The organism is Pseudoalteromonas sp. DSM 26666 (assembly GCF_900116475.1).
Classification (GTDB): domain Bacteria; phylum Pseudomonadota; class Gammaproteobacteria; order Enterobacterales; family Alteromonadaceae; genus Pseudoalteromonas; species Pseudoalteromonas tetraodonis.
In genome coordinates this window covers 254,844-271,497 of record NZ_FPAR01000006.1, presented here as the reverse complement: position 1 = coordinate 271,497, position 16,654 = coordinate 254,844, and the positions used below count along the sequence as shown (strand labels likewise).

The 16,654-nt window shown below is 41.3% G+C and carries 19 protein-coding genes and 1 other RNA gene; 13 read left to right on the top strand and 7 right to left on the bottom strand.

Translation table 11 applies throughout. From position 1 onward, the window contains the following. Window positions 1-70 precede the first annotated feature (70 nt). The gene (locus BM380_RS13125; protein ID WP_076922932.1) at window positions 71-994 is read right to left on the bottom strand and encodes a manganese-dependent inorganic pyrophosphatase; all 924 of its coding nucleotides are present in this window, start codon (window positions 992-994) and stop codon (window positions 71-73) included. A gap of 117 nt (window positions 995-1,111) precedes the next feature. On the opposite strand from BM380_RS13125, the gene BM380_RS13120 reads away from it, so the two are divergent. Further along, complete coding sequence (locus BM380_RS13120) at window positions 1,112-1,612, top strand: hypothetical protein (RefSeq protein ID WP_090494736.1); 501 nt, start codon at window positions 1,112-1,114, stop codon at window positions 1,610-1,612. A 13-nt stretch (window positions 1,613-1,625) separates the two neighbouring features. After that, window positions 1,626-2,435 (top strand): bifunctional DNA-formamidopyrimidine glycosylase/DNA-(apurinic or apyrimidinic site) lyase, encoded by an 810-nt coding sequence (gene mutM, locus BM380_RS13115; RefSeq protein WP_090494734.1) that lies wholly within the window; start codon window positions 1,626-1,628, stop codon window positions 2,433-2,435. A 44-nt stretch (window positions 2,436-2,479) separates the two neighbouring features. On the opposite strand, the gene BM380_RS13110 is transcribed toward mutM, so the two are convergent. Beyond that, window positions 2,480-2,827 carry a four helix bundle protein gene (locus BM380_RS13110; protein ID WP_028834448.1) on the bottom strand — a complete coding sequence of 116 codons (348 nt, stop codon included), beginning with the start codon at window positions 2,825-2,827 and terminating at the stop codon, window positions 2,480-2,482. Window positions 2,828-3,235: 408 nt separating this feature from the next. On the opposite strand from BM380_RS13110, the gene rplM reads away from it, so the two are divergent. The 8 genes from rplM to BM380_RS13065 all read left to right on the top strand — a co-directional run bounded on the left by rplM (window position 3,236) and on the right by BM380_RS13065 (window position 8,870). Continuing rightward, window positions 3,236-3,664 carry a 50S ribosomal protein L13 gene (gene rplM, locus BM380_RS13100; RefSeq protein ID WP_002957960.1) on the top strand — a complete coding sequence of 143 codons (429 nt, stop codon included), beginning with the start codon at window positions 3,236-3,238 and terminating at the stop codon, window positions 3,662-3,664. An 8-nt stretch (window positions 3,665-3,672) separates the two neighbouring features. Continuing rightward, on the top strand, window positions 3,673-4,065 hold the full coding sequence (gene rpsI / locus BM380_RS13095) for a 30S ribosomal protein S9 (RefSeq protein ID WP_024600778.1): 393 nt from the start codon (window positions 3,673-3,675) through the stop codon (window positions 4,063-4,065). A 177-nt stretch (window positions 4,066-4,242) separates the two neighbouring features. After that, window positions 4,243-4,587: a four helix bundle protein gene (locus tag BM380_RS13090; RefSeq protein ID WP_090494733.1), complete on the top strand. Its 345-nt coding sequence runs from the start codon at window positions 4,243-4,245 to the stop codon at window positions 4,585-4,587. Between the two features lie 544 nt (window positions 4,588-5,131). Continuing rightward, window positions 5,132-5,722: a ubiquinol-cytochrome c reductase iron-sulfur subunit gene (petA, locus tag BM380_RS13085; RefSeq protein WP_008110867.1), complete on the top strand. Its 591-nt coding sequence runs from the start codon at window positions 5,132-5,134 to the stop codon at window positions 5,720-5,722. Next, the gene (locus tag BM380_RS13080) at window positions 5,722-6,987 is read left to right on the top strand and encodes a cytochrome b (protein WP_090494731.1); all 1,266 of its coding nucleotides are present in this window, start codon (window positions 5,722-5,724) and stop codon (window positions 6,985-6,987) included. The genes petA and BM380_RS13080 overlap by 1 nt, the downstream gene beginning before the upstream one ends. Next, window positions 6,984-7,727, top strand: a complete 744-nt coding sequence (locus tag BM380_RS13075; protein ID WP_008110862.1) for a cytochrome c1 — start codon at window positions 6,984-6,986, stop codon at window positions 7,725-7,727. The genes BM380_RS13080 and BM380_RS13075 overlap by 4 nt, the downstream gene beginning before the upstream one ends. A gap of 79 nt (window positions 7,728-7,806) precedes the next feature. Then, window positions 7,807-8,433 (top strand): stringent starvation protein SspA, encoded by a 627-nt coding sequence (sspA, locus tag BM380_RS13070; protein WP_013464041.1) that lies wholly within the window; start codon window positions 7,807-7,809, stop codon window positions 8,431-8,433. Then, the gene (locus BM380_RS13065) at window positions 8,433-8,870 is read left to right on the top strand and encodes a ClpXP protease specificity-enhancing factor (RefSeq protein ID WP_028834446.1); all 438 of its coding nucleotides are present in this window, start codon (window positions 8,433-8,435) and stop codon (window positions 8,868-8,870) included. Before sspA ends, BM380_RS13065 begins: the two co-directional genes overlap by 1 nt. A 406-nt stretch (window positions 8,871-9,276) precedes the next feature. Here the strand turns inward: BM380_RS13065 and dolP are convergent, their stop codons facing one another. The 4 genes from dolP to BM380_RS13045 all read right to left on the bottom strand — a co-directional run bounded on the left by dolP (window position 9,277) and on the right by BM380_RS13045 (window position 12,842). Further along, on the bottom strand, window positions 9,277-9,843 hold the full coding sequence (dolP, locus tag BM380_RS13060) for a division/outer membrane stress-associated lipid-binding lipoprotein (protein WP_013464043.1): 567 nt from the start codon (window positions 9,841-9,843) through the stop codon (window positions 9,277-9,279). Further along, window positions 9,836-10,429: an SIS domain-containing protein gene (locus BM380_RS13055; protein WP_013464044.1), complete on the bottom strand. Its 594-nt coding sequence runs from the start codon at window positions 10,427-10,429 to the stop codon at window positions 9,836-9,838. The genes dolP and BM380_RS13055 overlap by 8 nt, the downstream gene beginning before the upstream one ends. Window positions 10,430-10,580: 151 nt before the next feature. Beyond that, entirely contained in the window at window positions 10,581-10,952 is a 372-nt protein-coding gene (locus BM380_RS13050; RefSeq protein ID WP_013464045.1) for a YraN family protein, read from the bottom strand. 9 nt (window positions 10,953-10,961) lie between these two features. Continuing rightward, window positions 10,962-12,842, bottom strand: a complete 1,881-nt coding sequence (locus tag BM380_RS13045) for a penicillin-binding protein activator (protein ID WP_090494730.1) — start codon at window positions 12,840-12,842, stop codon at window positions 10,962-10,964. A 60-nt stretch (window positions 12,843-12,902) separates the two neighbouring features. On the opposite strand from BM380_RS13045, the gene rsmI reads away from it, so the two are divergent. Together rsmI and rnpB are read left to right on the top strand one after the other, a co-directional pair. Next, complete coding sequence (rsmI, locus tag BM380_RS13040; protein ID WP_008468384.1) at window positions 12,903-13,760, top strand: 16S rRNA (cytidine(1402)-2'-O)-methyltransferase; 858 nt, start codon at window positions 12,903-12,905, stop codon at window positions 13,758-13,760. 42 nt (window positions 13,761-13,802) lie between these two features. Beyond that, window positions 13,803-14,168, top strand: an RNA gene (rnpB, locus tag BM380_RS13035) — RNase P RNA component class A. A 293-nt stretch (window positions 14,169-14,461) separates the two neighbouring features. Here rnpB and BM380_RS13030 read toward each other — a convergent pair. Beyond that, a complete protein-coding gene (locus BM380_RS13030; protein WP_058154144.1) occupies window positions 14,462-15,565 on the bottom strand; it encodes a mechanosensitive ion channel family protein in 1,104 nt (367 codons plus the stop codon). A gap of 123 nt (window positions 15,566-15,688) precedes the next feature. Between BM380_RS13030 and BM380_RS13025 the strand changes: the two genes are divergently transcribed. Next, a complete protein-coding gene (locus BM380_RS13025; protein WP_036955985.1) occupies window positions 15,689-16,636 on the top strand; it encodes a YihY/virulence factor BrkB family protein in 948 nt (315 codons plus the stop codon). Window positions 16,637-16,654: the final 18 nt, after the last annotated feature.

The window sequence follows — 16,654 nt, the reverse complement described above, 5'->3', positions numbered from 1 at the left end:
CTGGAACCTGGAACCTGGAACCTGGAACCTGGAACCTGGAACCTGGAACCTGGAACCTGGAACCTCGAACCTAGTTCTTAAAAGCGTCTTGTAGTGGTGGTACTACTTGCTTTTTACGGCTCAATACGCCATCTAGCCATACTTTACCGTCTTCTGGCTTTTCACCATAGGCTTGCTCAACAAGGCTGGCATCGTCTGATGCAATCAGCATTTGTGAGCCTTCTTTCATAATGTCGGTTAGTAGTAAAAATACTGAATGACGACCGCCTTCTTCTTTAAGCTTAGCAATGTCAGCTTCAAGGTCAGCTTTAATCTCGTCAAATACTGCAAGGTCAATAACTTCTAACTGACCAATGCCAACAAGGTTACCGTTCATGTTAAAGTCTTTAAAGTCACGCATTACTAAATCACGTACAGGCGTATCTTCAACGGCTGATTTAACGCGGAACATGTCCATGCCTAGTTCTTTAAAGTCTTCAATGCCTGCAATTTCAGCAAGGGCTTCAACACATTTAATGTCGGCAGTGGTACAGGTTGGTGATTTAAAAATAACCGTGTCGCTTAATATGGCGCAAAGCATAATGCCAGCAATATCTTTAGGGATCTCTACGTTATAAAAATCGTACATCATCTTAATAATGGTGTTAGAACAACCAACAGGGCGGATCCAGCATTCAAGCGGGGTTGATGAGGTTAAATCACCTAATTTATGGTGATCAACTACGCCAACAACGCGAGCTTGGTCGATATCATCAGGTGCTTGGGTTTTTTCTGTGTGGTCTACAATGTAAACGTCTTCGCCAGCGTAGCTAAGTTTAAGCTCAGGTGCTTCGAAGCCAAATTTATCTAAAATAAACTGTGTTTCTGGTGATACTTCACCAAGGCGGGTTGGAATTGCCGGCTCATCAATTTGGTTTTTTAAATAAGCCAGTGCAATTGCACCACATATTGAATCTGAATCTGGGATTTTATGGCCCACTACATACATTGACATTGACTAAACTCCTTAAAATTTGCCGATATTCTAGCAAAGTATGCAGCTTTTAACATATAGACAGTGCAATTAAGTTTTAGCTAAACTTGAAAACCTTATACAAATTAGGAACTGCATATGCGATTAAGCCGCAAAGGTTGGAACAATGTTATTATTTTTTCTATGTTGATCATGATCTTCTTTTTAAATGGTCTTCATAAAAAGATTGGATCCGATGAAACGCAGGCGCAACTGCAGCCACTACTTCCTGTGCAAAGCTTTGTGTTAACACTTGAATTTAGCGACCAAAAAATTGAGCGTATTGGTACAAGCTGGCGTACTACTGCTTTGCAAAAAAATGTACCGCTTAGTTGGCAAGGTTCAGAGCAGCAACTTAGTGAGCTTGTTTATTTATGGCAAAATACAGCGTTAATGACGACAGCCACACCTGATGCGCTTGATATTAATAAGCCACTATCGGCAGCGACGTTTGAACTCGCGGGTGAGCCCCTACCTTGGATGTACTTATTATATAAAGCAAATGGTGAGTATTATCTTCTCGAGAAAACCAGTCAGCGGCTAATGTTGCTTGATTTAAGCACTGCCAAGCAATTATTTCCTAGTTTTACCTTTTCATAAGTGAGTTTTATAAATGCCTGAATTACCAGAAGTAGAAGTTAGCCGCATGGGCATTACCCCCCATGTGCTAAACCAAGTCGTTACTAAGGTAAACATTCATAATGCCAGTATGCGCTGGCCTGTGCCAGATGAGGTATACCAACTTGAGGGGTTGGTGGTTAGCAGTATTGAACGCCGCGCAAAATACTTGCTATTAGAATGTGAGCTTGGGGCGGCTATATTGCACTTAGGGATGTCAGGGAACTTGCGCGTTGTAAATAAAACCGAGCCACTTAAAAAACACGACCATGTTGAGTTTATTTTAGCGAACGACAAAGCACTGCGTTTAAACGATCCACGCCGCTTTGGTTGTTGTTTATGGCAAGCACCCAATGAAGAGCACAAGCTACTAGCTAAATTAGGCCCTGAACCACTCACTGATGACTTTTTTGCTAAACGTGTTTATGAGCAATCACGTAATAAAAAAGTGCCCGTTAAGCAGTTTATTATGAATAACGCCGTGGTGGTGGGGGTCGGTAATATTTATGCTAACGAGTCATTATTTAAAGCGGGTATTGACCCTCGTAAAGAAGCCGGAAAGGTAAGCCTTAAGCGCTACCAAGCGTTAATCCCAATTATAAAAGACACCTTAGCCGCTGCAATTACTCAAGGCGGCACAACGTTAAAAGACTTTGCCCAAAGTGACGGTAAGCCTGGCTACTTTGCGCAACAGTTATTAGTGTATGGCCGAAAAGGCCAACCCTGTGTAAATTGCGAGAGCGAATTAACCGAAATTCGCCTAGGGCAACGCAGCACCGTTTTTTGTGAGGTGTGTCAGAAGTAGAGAATAGCTGTCAGCTGTAAGTTTTCAGCTGTCAGTAAGAATGGTTACTCACTTGTTTTTATTTTTGCTATCAAACTTGTTAGCATTTTTGACAGCTGGACTGTTTCATTTAGCCAAGACTTACCTATGTCGGTATCAATATAGTTAATATCGATGCCAATATATATTTGGGTTCTTGCCTCAGCAAGCGAAGAGCGAGCGATATCTAAAAAGCGTGTTTTTTCTTTATCACTCTCTCTTGTCATGCCCTCAGCTATATTACTAGGAACAGATAAACCAGAGCGTGTTAATTGATCTCTAAAGCTAAAGTCTTTAATTAGTTGTGTATTTCTGTAAATATCAGCGCTAAGGCGGGCTGAGCGCTTCCATACCTCTAAGTTTTCAAAGTTCATAACGCAAAATCCCTATGCTTAATTTTTAAAGTATAGTTGAGATTTTTTTAACAAAAAATAGTTACTTTCGCAAAGAAAGTACTTTTTTCGAATCTAAAATTATAATTAGCTTTTCTGACCGCTGACCGCTGACCGCTGACCGCTGACCGCTGACCGCTGACCGCTGACCGCTGACCGCTGACCGCTGAGTAATAACTTTTCTTGCGGAAAAAACAACCGGCCGGTAGCAATGTGATTTAAGTGCTGGTATACTCCCGCGTCTGCCACGTTGCGTTCTATGTCCTCATATAGTTTAGCCACTTGTGAGCGGCGCAAAAGTCTAAAACTCGAAGGGGTTGTAGCAAACTTAGAGCGGTAGTTAAACATAACTACCTGTGGTTTTAATTGAAAAACATTGGATTTTTATAAATGAAAACGTTTGTTGCTAAACCAGAAACAGTAAAACGTGACTGGTACGTAGTTGACGCTGAAGGTAAAACTTTAGGTCGCATCGCTACTGAAATCGCTCATCGCCTACGCGGTAAGCATAAAGCTGAGTACACACCGCACGTAGATACTGGTGATTACATCATCGTTATTAACGCTGAGAAAGTTACTGTTACTGGTAATAAATTCAAAGACAAAGTGTACTATGCTCACTCTGGTTTCCCAGGTGGTCTTAAGTCTACTACTTTTGATAAACTTCAAGCTGCAAAGCCTGAAATGATCATCGAAAAAGCTGTTAAAGGCATGTTGCCACGTGGTCCTTTAGGCCGCGCTATGTACCGTAAACTTAAAGTTTACGCGGGTACTGAGCACAATCATGCTGCACAACAGCCTCAGGTTCTAGACATTTAAGGAGCACTATCATGGCAAATCAATACTACGGTACAGGTCGTCGTAAAAGTTCAAGTGCTCGCGTATTCTTACGCCCAGGCACTGGTAACATCGTAATCAACAAGCGCTCTTTAGAAGAGTACTTTGGTCGCGAAACAGCACGCATGGTTGTTCGTCAAGCTCTTGAGCTTGTTGACATGACTGAAAAGTTTGACTTACACATCACCGTTGCTGGTGGTGGTACTACTGGTCAAGCTGGTGCTATCCGTCACGGTATCACTCGTGCACTTATGGAGTTTGACGAGTCATTACGTCCACAACTTCGTAAAGCAGGTTTCGTTACTCGTGATGCACGTAAAGTTGAACGTAAGAAAGTGGGTCTTAAGAAAGCGCGTAAGCGTCCACAGTTCTCAAAACGTTAATTTTTACGTTATCAAGAATTCAAAAACCCAGCTTATGCTGGGTTTTTTGTTTTTAGATAATGAGTTTCGAGTAACGGGCTACGAGAACCGAGCTGCGAAAGAGATTAAGTTCCGTGCGTTAAATTATATGTTTACTATAGTTTATGATGAAAGCGGGATTAAGGCTAAGGAGTGGTTGTGAGGTATGAACGTTTAGATGTATGGAAAAAGTCTTTCTCATTAAGTTTGTTTGTATACCAAACCTTTGCTGCTTTGAGGGATTTCGGCTTAAAAGATAAAATGTGTCGAAGCGCAGTTTCAGTGCCTAGCAATATTGCAGAGGGCTATGAGCGTTACTCTGATAAAGAAAGAGCTTATTTTCTTTCTGTGGCTAAAGGGTCTGTCGGTGAATTAAAAACTCAGCTAATGATTGCTTTTGAGTTAGGTCATATTAATTATGAACAAACAGAATACGCTTTAAATGAGTGTGAGAGTATTGGGAAAATGCTTGGTAAATTGATTTCTATGATTAAAAATGCATGATAACCCCGAACCCCGAACCCCGAACCCCGAACCCCGAACCCCGAACCCCGAACCCCGAACCCCGAACCTTTTCCCTTTAAGACTTATGTCGACATTAGCTTGATCAAAATAGGCCAAGTATGCGTATTTATTGAACGAAAGCTTAAAAATGACCGACTAACGCAAAAAAAGTTAAATAATTATCGCAATTAGTTTAAATCCATCAGTTAATTGGTGAATTTTTTTGCTACAATTGGCGGGCAAATAAAGTGAATGAGTTTAATGTCGCCAAATTCAGTGGTTACTGTACTTAGTTGGTGAGATTGTACTTGTTTACAAATTGTTTTTACGGAAGCGATACTATAGTCATTTGGTTTCATACTCGAGCTAACTTAATCAACTATTTGAGCAAGTCAGGATTATTCGAGCAGGAGGCTGTGAATAACCTTGTTTTAAACAAGGGTTTTAATTATGATCGTTTCTCTTTTAAAATTCGAAAAATTAACCTGCTGTAACTGATGTTCTCAATATAGCAAGTGTTGAGAATCATAGTGGAGATAAGTGGATGAGCAATGCGCCTGTAGACAATGGCCGACGTCGCTTTTTAACCATAGCTACCTCTGTTGTTGGTGGTGTTGGTGCGGCTGGGGCTGCTGTTCCTTTTATTGCGTCTTGGAATCCAAGTGAGCGAGCTAAATCTGCGGGTGCGCCTGTAGAAGTAGATATCAGCAAACTTGAGCCAGGACAATTAATACGTGTCGAGTGGCGTGGTAAACCTGTATGGGTTGTATCACGGACCCCAAAAATGCTTGAGCAGATGAAAGAACATGAAGGTCAACTTCGTGATCCGCAATCGCAAGAGCCACAACAATTAGAATCATCAACCAATGATTTCCGTTCATTACGCCCAGAGATTTTTGTCGCTGTAGGTATTTGTACGCATTTGGGTTGTTCACCTAGCTTTTTACAAGGTGGCTTTGGTGAGAAAGTGGAAGGGACTGATGACGGTTTTTACTGTCCATGTCACGGTTCTAAGTTTGATATGGCCGGCCGTGTATTTCAATCGGTACCTGCACCATTAAATTTAGAAGTTCCACCATATACTTTTCTTGATGAGACCACTATTTTAGTGGGCGAAGAACAAGGGGTGGCCTAATGTTTGGAAAAATTGTTGAGTGGATAGACGACCGTATCCCAATGACACGTGTTTGGAACATGCACATTGCACAGTATCCAGCACCAAAAAACTTTAACTTCTGGTACTTCTTTGGCTCACTCGCTATGTTAGTACTAGTTAACCAAATCCTTACCGGTATTTGGTTAACGATGAACTATGTACCATCTGCTGAAGGTGCGTTTGCATCAGTAGAATACATCATGCGTGATGTAGAGTACGGTTGGTTATTACGTTATTTGCATTCAACGGGTGCATCTGCGTTCTTCATCGTTGTTTACATGCATATGTTCCGTGGCATGATCTACGGTTCTTACCAAAAACCACGTGAATTACTGTGGTTATTCGGTATGTTTATTTTCCTAGCCCTAATGGCTGAAGCGTTCATGGGTTACTTATTACCATGGGGTCAAATGTCGTTTTGGGGTGCACAGGTAATCATTTCACTGTTCGGCGCTATTCCGGTAATTGGTGATGATTTAACACTGTGGATTCGTGGTGACTACGTTATTTCGGGTGCAACGCTTAACCGCTTCTTTGCATTACACGTAATAGCATTACCACTGGTTATTGTTATCTTAGTATTTTTACACATTGTTGCATTGCACGAAGTGGGTTCTAACAACCCTGACGGTATTGATAACAAACGTAAAAAAGGAACCCTGGCTGAAGAAGACAAGCCTAAATTTAAGTTCCATGAATACTACACAGATAAAAAAGACATTATTGATGCGATACCGTTCCACCCTTATTACACAGTAAAAGATATTGTGGGTGTGGTTGGCTTCTTAATCTTGTTCTGTTGGGTGGTGTTCTTTATGCCTGCAATGGGTGGTTTCTTCCTAGAAGCGCCAAACTTTGAACCGGCAAACCCACTTAAAACACCAGCGCATATTTTCCCTGTTTGGTACTTTACGCCGTTTTATGCAATCTTACGTGCGATTCCAGACAAGCTAATGGGTGTTGCAGCAATGGGTGCATCTATTGTCGTGCTAGCATTATTGCCTTGGATTGACCGTGGTTCGGTTCGTTCAGTTCGTTACCGTTGTGGTTTCCACAAATGGAACATTGCAGGCTTTGTAGTTACTTTCGTTCTTTTAGGTTGGGTTGGTGCTACACCTCAAACTGACTTTAAAACGCTTGTTTCGCAAATCTGTACTGTGACTTACTTTATGTTCTTCGTACTGTTATTTGTTTACAGTAAGAATGAAAAAACTAAGCCATTGCCTGAGAGGTTAACGAAATGATGAAAAAGCTACTTATTGGTTTATTCGCTTTATCAGTAAACGTATTACCAGCAATGGCGGCAGGCCCGTCAGTTCCTCTAATGGAAGCGGGTAACGATATATCTGATCAACCTTCTTTGCAACGTGGCGCAAAGTTGTTCATGAACTACTGTCTTGGTTGTCACCAAATGCAGTATCAACGTTATGAACGTACTTTCCGCGATATTGGTATTCCAACAGAGATTGGTCAAGAGCAACTTATTTTTGATGGTTCAAAAGTAGGTAGTCATATCAATAATGCAATGAAGAAAGAAGATGCTGCAAAATGGTTTGGTGCGGCTCCGCCGGATCTAACAAATGTTGCGCGTGTGCGTGGCAGTGATTGGATTTATACCTATTTAAAATCGTTTTACAAAGATGAATCTCGTCCGTTTGGCGTAAATAATACGTTATTCCCATCGGTGGGTATGCCACATGTTCTTCAAGAGTTGCAAGGTGTTCCTACTGCAATTACTGAAGAAGTAACAGTAAATGGTAAAACAACCACTCATATTACTGGTACAGAAACAGATGGTACGGGCGAATTAAGTGTAGATGAATATGACCAAGCAGTTCGTGATTTAACGAATTTCCTAGAGTATGTAGGTGAACCTACACGTCTCGAATCGGAAGCGCTAGGTATTAAGGTACTTGGATTCTTAGTGATTCTATTTATCTTGGCATTTATGCTGAAGAAAGAATACTGGAGAGATGTTCATTAAGTTTGAACATATTTAAAGGTAATTTTGCAATAGGGGCTTAAGCCCCTATTGCTGTTTTAGTTATTTAATGGAGGTAGGCATGGCCGTAGCTGCCAATAAGCGCCCTGTAATGACCCTTTTTTCTGGTGCTAACTGTATGTATAGCCACCAAGTACGCATTGTACTTGCTGAAAAAGGTGTAAGTGTAGATATTCATATGGCTGAAAAGGATAATCTGCCAGAAGCACTTCACGAAATTAACCCTTACGGCACAGTGCCAACACTGATTGACCGTGAGCTTGGTTTATATCAGGCAAACATCATCATGGAATACCTTGATGAACGTTTTCCTCATCCTCCACTAATGCCTGTATACCCGGTCATGCGTGGTCGTAGTCGTTTAATGATGCACCGTATTGATACTGATTGGTACAGCCTAGCTGAAAAAATCATTAACAACACGTCTGAAGCAGCGCAAGCGCGTAAAGAGCTGACAGAAGCATTACTTGCAATAGCACCGATCTTTAGTGAAGCGCCTTACTTTATGAGTGAAGAGTTTAGCTTGGTTGATTGTTACTTAGCTCCACTATTATGGCGTTTACCTGAGTTTGGTATTGAGCTAAATGGTGCAGGCTCTAAAGAACTTAAAGAGTATATGATCCGTTTATTTGAACGTGAATCATTCCAAGCTTCTTTAACTGAAGCAGAGCGTGAGATCCGTTTATAATGACCTCTAATCGTCCTTATTTACTACGCGCTTTTTTTGATTGGATTGTTGATAACGAATGCACACCACACTTAGTGGTTAATGCTGATTTTCCTGCAGTGCAAGTGCCAACACAGTTTGTCCAAGACGGCCAAATTGTATTGAACATAAGCCCTTCAGCAGTTACGCAGTTTTCGTTAGATAATTCTCAGCTTAGCTTTAACGCACGCTTTGGCGGTCAGCCAATGCAAGTGTACGTGCCTTTAGGGGCTGTACTTGCAATATATGCACGCGAAAATGGCGAAGGCACAGTCTTTACTGCAGATGAGTTTTTAGAGGACGAAGACGATTTTGCTCCAGAGCTTGAAAGTGTCGATTCATCACCTGAACTAGTTGATGAAACACCTGATCCTAAGCCTGAAAAGAAAAAAGGCTCACATTTACGCGTTATAAAATAACCCGTAAATGTTAGATAAAAACCGCTTAATAAGCGGTTTTTTTATACCTGATTAAAAGTAGGCGAAAGGTGAAAGGTGAAAGTTCACGGGCGACGAGCTGCGAGAAACGGGTTAAGGTTGATTGGTGTAGCAGCGGGTTTATTCCGCGCATGTGGTTTTAGGTAATAAATTTATTCACAAAGAGGTTAAGAGACGCTGTGCTTTTAGAGCTAGTGAAAAAACAATTAATCACTCGGGCTCATGGTTATTGTTTTCTCATTTACTCCTCATTCACTTCTCTTTGTGTATATGGTTTTTTAAGCGGGTTCATTGCCTACAGGTATAAAAAAACCTTGCGGTTAAAATCGCAAGGTTTTTAAACTTCTCGAACCTCGAACCTCGAACCTCGAACCTCGAACCTGATACTTTACAAATACTCAAACACTTTAATAACGCGCTCTACGCCAGAGATATTACGGGCAATATTAACGGCTTGGTTTGCTTCAGCGTCAGACACTAGCCCCATTAAGTATACTTCGGCATTTTCAGTCACTACTTTTATATTATTACTGCTGATGTTTTCAGCCGCTAAAAGCTGCGCTTTTACTTTTGAGGTTAACCATGAGTCGTGAGTTTGCGTGGTGATACCAATATTAGAGCCAATGCGTAATTGGTTGTGAATTTTACGAATGCCAGATAGGTTCTCAATGGTTTTAAACGCTTGGTTTTTCATTTCTTGGTTTGGAACTTGCCCTACCATTAAAACCACGCCATTAACGCTTATAACGCTGATATGAGCAAACTTATTAAGACGTTCATCTTCACTAATAGCAATGCTGGCTTTTATTTCAATGTTGTTGTCGTCTATTTGCGAGCCAATGGTTCGTCTATCGTTTGCTGCAGTAACAGCACTGGCTGTGCCGGCCACCACAGCAGCAGCACAACCTTGTAATAACACAACGGTGCCTAAAATAATCAGGGAGCGTTTAAACATAATTTTCATCCTGCGGGAAAAGAGTTAAATCTACCAATTCACTTAAACAGTGAAGGTTAACTAAATGCGATTCAATAATGCGACTAGGGCGTTTAGACGGTGTACGTATTTCTACATCGTTGTGCCCAAGTAAGCCAACGAGTTCGCCGCCATCATCACCTACCATTACTATGACCTTCATATCTTTGGTTAGTGCCGCTTCTACTGCAGAAATTATATGTTTTTCATTACCATTAATTGCTAATGCAAGGAGCAAATCACCTTGCTGAGCAAAGGCACGTACTTGGCGCGCAAAGGTATCGTGGTCATCTATTTGATGGCCTTGACCTAGGTTAATATTTTCTTGCGAAAGGGCAATTGCAGGTAAGCAAGGGCGCTCTGTTTCGTAAAAGTTTACTAATACGCCAGCCATGTGTTGTGCCAACATGTGGCAGTTTGCTGTGCCGCAACATATCAGTTTATTACCATTGATCAGGCTTTGTGCAATGGTGAATGCCGCTGACTCCAATGCGCTAGGAAGTACTTCACCTGCTGCAATTTGAACTTGAATACTTTCTTTAAAAATTTCTTTTATTGTGTCTTGCATGGATTACCAACAATTAATATCTAATTCTGTGTGAGCTCACACCCGCTTTATTAAGGATGATGATTTTTAGAAGCAGCTTGTTAATTTTTAACTACGCATTAATGCATTTAGCTGTTGTAATAATTGCTCACTCATTTGTATGTGCTCGGTATTAAAATACGTTTTTTAGCCAGTTTATGTGTAGTGATGGCTCGCCTGTTATAGCAACATAATCAATACGTAATGGCTGATTTTTTAAATTTTTAGCCGCGAGGTAATGATAAATAGCTCGTCTTAATTTTGCTTGCTTTTGCGGGCTTAAAGCATAATTAGCGCCGCCTTTTATATTATTTTTACGAAACTTAACCTCAACAAACACTAAGGTGTCACCGTCTTTCATAATGACATCAAGTTCGCCATAGGGGCAGTAGTAATTACGCTCAATCGCTTTTAAGCCTTGTGCTTCTAAATACTTTTGCGCTTGGCGCTCATAATACTGGCCTTTTTCACGACTATTTTGCCACAGCTGTTTAAACCACGACATGTCGACCCCTTAGTTAATTATGGTTATGCCATCGTTAGCTGATTGCATAAATAGCGGTACAGGGCGTTGTGTTTTTAACTCCACCGGTTTTATTCGGCGGTTGCTGTACTGAGCCCATTGCAGTGAACGTTCAATATCACCGGCACTATTAATCGACAATTTACCGCTCAACCCTGAAAAGTATTTATCGGGTGTAACACTCAATTGTCTAATATCGTTAAGCATGGTGACGGAATCATAAGCCATCGCAAATAAACGTTGGCTTATATCGGCTTGTTCAGGCCATAAATCATTGTATTGCTGACGCAGATTATATTGCTTAATTTGTGAGTCTAACATCCAAGGCAGTTCAGTAAAGTAGAGTCCGTCTAAATCACCTTTGTCAGTGGTATCTATTTGCTTACTGTGGCTTTTAGAGCTGGCGTAAATAGGAATTCTATCGGCAAAGGTACTCACATTAACATCAAGGTAAGGCTTAATTAATCGGGTTTCAATGGCGTCGCCGAGTATGTAGATGGCATCAATATCTCCACGTGAGCGTGTTTCGCTTTCAACTTCTTTATTAAAAAGTGCTTTAACAGATTTAATACGTTCTTTTGACTTATCAACTTCTAACAAGCTAGTAATCGTATTGGGCATATCTTTGTTATCGTTGTAAAAACCAACTTGCGTGGTTGTTTCACTATAGCGTTGCCACTGCAGATTAAAGTAGTCAACTAAGCGCTGGCCATTGGTATTATTTGGCGCTAGCAACATCGGCTTTTGATAACCCTGTGCTAAAAAGTGCTCTAGCGTTTGCTGTACTTCATGTTCAGGATTAAGTGCAAAAAAGTAATGTTGCAGCGAGGTTCTTTCGCCATCAAAGGTATTTAAATGTAAGGTGGGTATATCGAGTAATGTATTGGTATTAGCGAGCTTATCTATATTGGCTTTTAATAGTGGACCAATAACAAAGTCAGGCTGTAACTGAGAAATTTGTGCGCTCAACGCTTCTGTTTCAGTGTTTTCATCTATAAACAGTGTTTCGTTGATCTCTTTTTTATCAAGCGCTGCCAATATACCGGCTTTTAAGGCATCTCCAAGGCGCTTATTAGCACCTGACTGAGGCAGTAAAACAACCAAACGCTCAATATTAATTGGCGCTAATTCATTAGCATACGTTTCTTGTTTTGGCAGTACATTGTTACCAGGATGCCCAAGGTAACGGCGGCGCCAATTATTAATGGCTTGGTCTAAATCAACCGAGCTGTTGGCGTAAACTTGATGATACAAAGCTAAGTTAACCCAACCTTGTTGGATCACAGAACCACGGTTAAATCGTTCTAATGCGTAAGATGAGAGTTGCTTTAAATTTTTCCAAAGTGCATCACTAAGCTGAGGAATTGAAATAGTGTTTTTAGTTGCAGATTCTGACGCCGCAAAAAAATAGGGTGCAGCACGCTTTGGCAAGTTTTGAGAAGCAAAAATGCTGGCAGTTAAAAATTGGTGCCAGGCAAAATGTTCGGGTTGCTTGAGTTGTCCCTCAAGTGAGTTTAATACTTCAAGTGCTTGCTGGTTTTTATTCTGCTCTTTTTGTGCAAAGGCAATATATAAACGGTTTTGAATTTGATCAACACTGGCAGTAAGTGCAAGTTCGCTGCATATTGTTTCGAGTAGCGGCCAGTTTTCTTCAGTAATGGCGCTATCACGGGCACTATAAAGCAGTTGAATTTTATCTGCACCAAAACGGTTTTGCGCTAATTGATAAATTGATTGCGCGTTCAGTGCTTCATTTTTCAGCGTATTGGCACTGCTATTTAAGTTATCGCTGGTTTTAGTTGGTTTTTCGGTTGTGCTACACGCCGATAACCCTGACAATATAATTAATAGACTAACTAGTTTAAGTCGCACAATGATTTCCCATACGTTAACGCGATTTGCTTATATTACTGACTGACGCAGGAGACCTCAATGTTAAATGAGGAGAATTCACAGAAAATTGGCACTCTTTACGTTGTTGCCACCCCAATCGGCAATTATGACGACTTAAGTCAGCGTGCAATCGCGACATTATCGCAGGTTGACTTAATCGCTGCTGAAGACACTCGCCATACTGGCAAGCTACTTAGCCACTTTGGTATTAAGGCTAAAACCTTTGCGTTACATGACCATAATGAAAAGCAAAAAGCGCAGCAAATTATTGATCAACTTAATCAAGGGTTAAATATTGCATTAGTATCCGATGCCGGCACGCCACTTATAAGCGATCCTGGTTATGCCGTTGTTAATTTATGCCGTGAGCAGGGCGCACTTGTCACACCTGTACCTGGTGCATGCGCTGCTATTACGGCGGTATGTTGTTCAGGGCTGCCAACCGACCGTTTTCAGTTTGTTGGCTTTACGCCCGCTAAAAGTAAAGCACGCCAAGACTTTTTTATTGATGCGGTTAACTCAAGTATTACCAGTATTATGTATGAAAGTACCCACCGTATTATGGCAAGCTTAGACGATTTAGAAGCAGCGCTAGGTGGTGAGCAGCAAGTGGTATTTGCCAAAGAGCTCACTAAAACATTTGAAACCTTTTTTAATGGCACAGTGACTGAGTTAAAGCAGTTTTTAACTGACGATCCTACTAAACAGCGCGGTGAAATAGTACTCATGCTGCCGGGTAAACCTAAGGTAGTTGACGATATTCCACCAGAAGCTCGTAAAATGTTAGCGTTACTCGAAAACGAAATGCCAATGAAAAAAGCCTGTGGTGTAGTAGCCGATTACTTCGGTATGAAGAAAAACGCGCTTTATAAAACAATTATTGAAGAAAAACAGTAAATGTTTACTGCGTAGTGTGGTGCTCTCATGTATACTGCGCGCCGAGTTAGCCAAGATAATCGCTGCCTGCAACGAAAATGCGCAGGGGGAGGAAAGTCCGGGCTCCACAGGGCAGAGTGCCAGTTAACGGCTGGGGGGCGTGAGCCCACGACAAGTGCAGCAGAGAGAAGACCGCCAATCTTCGGATTGGTAAGGGTGAAAGGGTGCGGTAAGAGCGCACCGGGCCGCTAGTAATAGTCGGTTGCAAGGTAAACTCCACTCGGAGCAAGACCAAATAGGGTTCCTTATGGCGTGGCCCACGTTGGAACCGGGTAGGTTGCTTGAGCCATAGAGCGATTTATGGCCTAGACGAATGATTATCACTTTCTTCGGAAAGGACAGAACCCGGCTTACCGGCTGACTCACTCATTCAATAAAAAAGCCCGCAGTTAACGCTGCGGGCTTTTTTGTGTTTGGAATAAGCTGTTAAGTTCCAGCCGTCAGCCGTCAGCCGTCAGCCGTCAGCCGTCAGCCGTCAGCCGTCAGCCGTCAGCCGTCAGCGTTCAGCGAGCTACGGGTTGCGGGCTTAAAACCTAACAACTAACCCCGGCGCGAGGTAAACTTCCGCCAATAGGAACAAAAAAACCTTGTAATGTTAACCGCATATTTTTAGATTCCTGAACCTCGAACCTCGAACCTCGAACCTCGAACCTCGAACCTCTCTATATAATATTTTTACCTTGCTCTGGGTCGCGTGATTCATCGGCTTGCTCGCGAATATCATCCGTATCACTACTTACATCATCAATACTGTGTTCATGCTCTGTGGTTTTATGTTTTTGAATATGTGATTGCTCGTTAATTTCTTCTGTTGTCTCTGTTTTAGCTTCGCTTGCTATGGGATAAATATCTTCACCTTGGCTATTGAGCAATATACGCTCTCTGGCATTGTCAGGCATACTTATATTATGTTGCGTAAAACTATTGATTAACTCTCGCATAAGCTGTGAGGCTACTTTTACCGTGCTGTATTGTTCGCCGTTGACCCAAAAGTAAACGGTAAAGTTAATAGTGGCGGAGCCTAAGTTATCAATCAATACTTGGGGAGGTGGATCGCTAAGCACAGAGGTTTGCTGCGATATTATACTAATTGCCAGACTTTGTGCGTCGCGAATGTCATTATCGTAGCCAATACCGATTGAAAAATGACCGCGCATTTTTGGATTAGCGGTTAAGTTTTTAATGGTATTTTTATACACAGTCGCATTGGGTATTTGAATATGATTGCCATCGTAGTCAACTAAAGTGGTTGCCCGTGCAGTTACTTTTTTAACAATACCAATTCTGCCATCAACTTCTATTACATCATCTATTTTAAATGGACGCTGTACACTTAAAAGTAAACTGGCAATAAAGTTCTCAGCAATATCCCGAAAGGCAAAGCCTAAAATAAGCCCAATTAATCCGGTGCCACTCATAATTGCGACCGCGAATTCGGTAAGTCCTGCCAAGCGTAAAAATAGATAAAACCCGAGTAAAATAATTAAGGTGCTAATACCTCGCCTAGCAACTAGATGTACTAATTTACTCTTGGTCATGTAGGTAACAGGCTTTATTAACAAGCGTGATAATGGTGTGGCAATTAAATAACTAATCACCAAAATAACAATCCCTAATAATAAAGTGGGCAGTAATTGCATGAATGTGTGTAGTAATTGCACGCTTTGATCTTTTAAAAAGCTCCAAGAAATAGAGTTTGGCTTAACGGTGTCGATTGCAGGAATTGATGTGTTATTAGCGAGTGTTGCAATTAAAGCACTGAGCATAGAGGTCATCCGTGTTAGGTCGAAGTAATTAGGGTCTGTGTTAAACAATAGCAGCAAGTTTAATACCAAGCAGTATTTGTTTGGCAAACATTTTGCTACTTAATTAGAAAAAGGGAGTTAACTATGAGTGACTTTAAGCGTGGCCAAAGAGCCAAGCAGCCTAACCATATCCCTCTGCGTGGCTGGTGGGATATTACAAGGCGAATAGTAAAACAAATGAGCCGTGATAATTTATCTTTAGTGGCGGCTGGCGTGGCATTTTATGCGTTACTGGCTATTTTTCCCGCCATTGCGGCATTGGTGTCTGTGTATGCTTATTTTGCATCACCGAATGATATTAGTGTGTATTTAAGTCAGTTTATGGCGTTATTACCACAAAGCACTCAAGAAATTATTTTATCTCAAGTTTCAAGTCTTGCGCAAAAGTCACAAACTAGTTTAAGCCTTAGTGCGCTGGGTACTTTACTGTTAACTATCTGGAGTAGCTCTAAGGGCAGCCAAGCGTTGATCACAGCATGTAATATTAGTTATCACGAATACGAAAAACGCTCATTTTTAAAGGCGCAACTTGTGCGTTTGTTATTTTCAGTGGGTGCAATTGTGGTGGCTGTAATAGCACTGGTAATTATAGGTATATTACCGCTAGCGCTTAATTTACTCGGAATTAAAGAGAGTATTGATTTTTTAATCATGATTATATCATGGCCGTTGCTGGCATTGACCTTTAACTTTGCATTATTAATTTTATACCGTTATGCGCCTCACAGAAAAGCAGCTAAATGGCGCTGGGTTACCGTGGGCTCATTCACCGCCACCGTATTATGGATTGTGGCATCTTTTGGCTTTTCATTTTATGTATCTCATTTTGCTAGTTACAACGAAACATATGGCTCTTTAGGTGGAGTGGTTATTATGCTTATGTGGCTATTTATTAGCGCTTATATCATTATTTTGGGAGCCACAATCAATGCTGCGTTAGAGCAGCAAACCGCTCAAGACAGCACCATTGGACCAGATAAAAAAAGAGGGCAGCGAGGTGCGTATGTAGCAGACCACCTCGACACAAAATAACCAGTATTAGGGCTAAAT

Coding starts and splice junctions, on each gene's coding strand:
- BM380_RS13125 (WP_076922932.1), bottom strand. CDS start 994: ATGTCAATGTATGTAGTGGGCCATAAAATCCCAGATTCAGATTCAATA.
- BM380_RS13120 (WP_090494736.1), top strand. CDS start 1,112: ATGCGATTAAGCCGCAAAGGTTGGAACAATGTTATTATTTTTTCTATG.
- mutM (WP_090494734.1), top strand. CDS start 1,626: ATGCCTGAATTACCAGAAGTAGAAGTTAGCCGCATGGGCATTACCCCC.
- BM380_RS13110 (WP_028834448.1), bottom strand. CDS start 2,827: ATGAACTTTGAAAACTTAGAGGTATGGAAGCGCTCAGCCCGCCTTAGC.
- rplM (WP_002957960.1), top strand. CDS start 3,236: ATGAAAACGTTTGTTGCTAAACCAGAAACAGTAAAACGTGACTGGTAC.
- petA (WP_008110867.1), top strand. CDS start 5,132: ATGAGCAATGCGCCTGTAGACAATGGCCGACGTCGCTTTTTAACCATA.
- BM380_RS13080 (WP_090494731.1), top strand. CDS start 5,722: ATGTTTGGAAAAATTGTTGAGTGGATAGACGACCGTATCCCAATGACA.
- BM380_RS13075 (WP_008110862.1), top strand. CDS start 6,984: ATGATGAAAAAGCTACTTATTGGTTTATTCGCTTTATCAGTAAACGTA.
- sspA (WP_013464041.1), top strand. CDS start 7,807: ATGGCCGTAGCTGCCAATAAGCGCCCTGTAATGACCCTTTTTTCTGGT.
- BM380_RS13065 (WP_028834446.1), top strand. CDS start 8,433: ATGACCTCTAATCGTCCTTATTTACTACGCGCTTTTTTTGATTGGATT.
- dolP (WP_013464043.1), bottom strand. CDS start 9,843: ATGTTTAAACGCTCCCTGATTATTTTAGGCACCGTTGTGTTATTACAA.
- BM380_RS13055 (WP_013464044.1), bottom strand. CDS start 10,429: ATGCAAGACACAATAAAAGAAATTTTTAAAGAAAGTATTCAAGTTCAA.
- BM380_RS13050 (WP_013464045.1), bottom strand. CDS start 10,952: ATGTCGTGGTTTAAACAGCTGTGGCAAAATAGTCGTGAAAAAGGCCAG.
- rsmI (WP_008468384.1), top strand. CDS start 12,903: ATGTTAAATGAGGAGAATTCACAGAAAATTGGCACTCTTTACGTTGTT.
- BM380_RS13030 (WP_058154144.1), bottom strand. CDS start 15,565: ATGCTCAGTGCTTTAATTGCAACACTCGCTAATAACACATCAATTCCT.
- BM380_RS13025 (WP_036955985.1), top strand. CDS start 15,689: ATGAGTGACTTTAAGCGTGGCCAAAGAGCCAAGCAGCCTAACCATATC.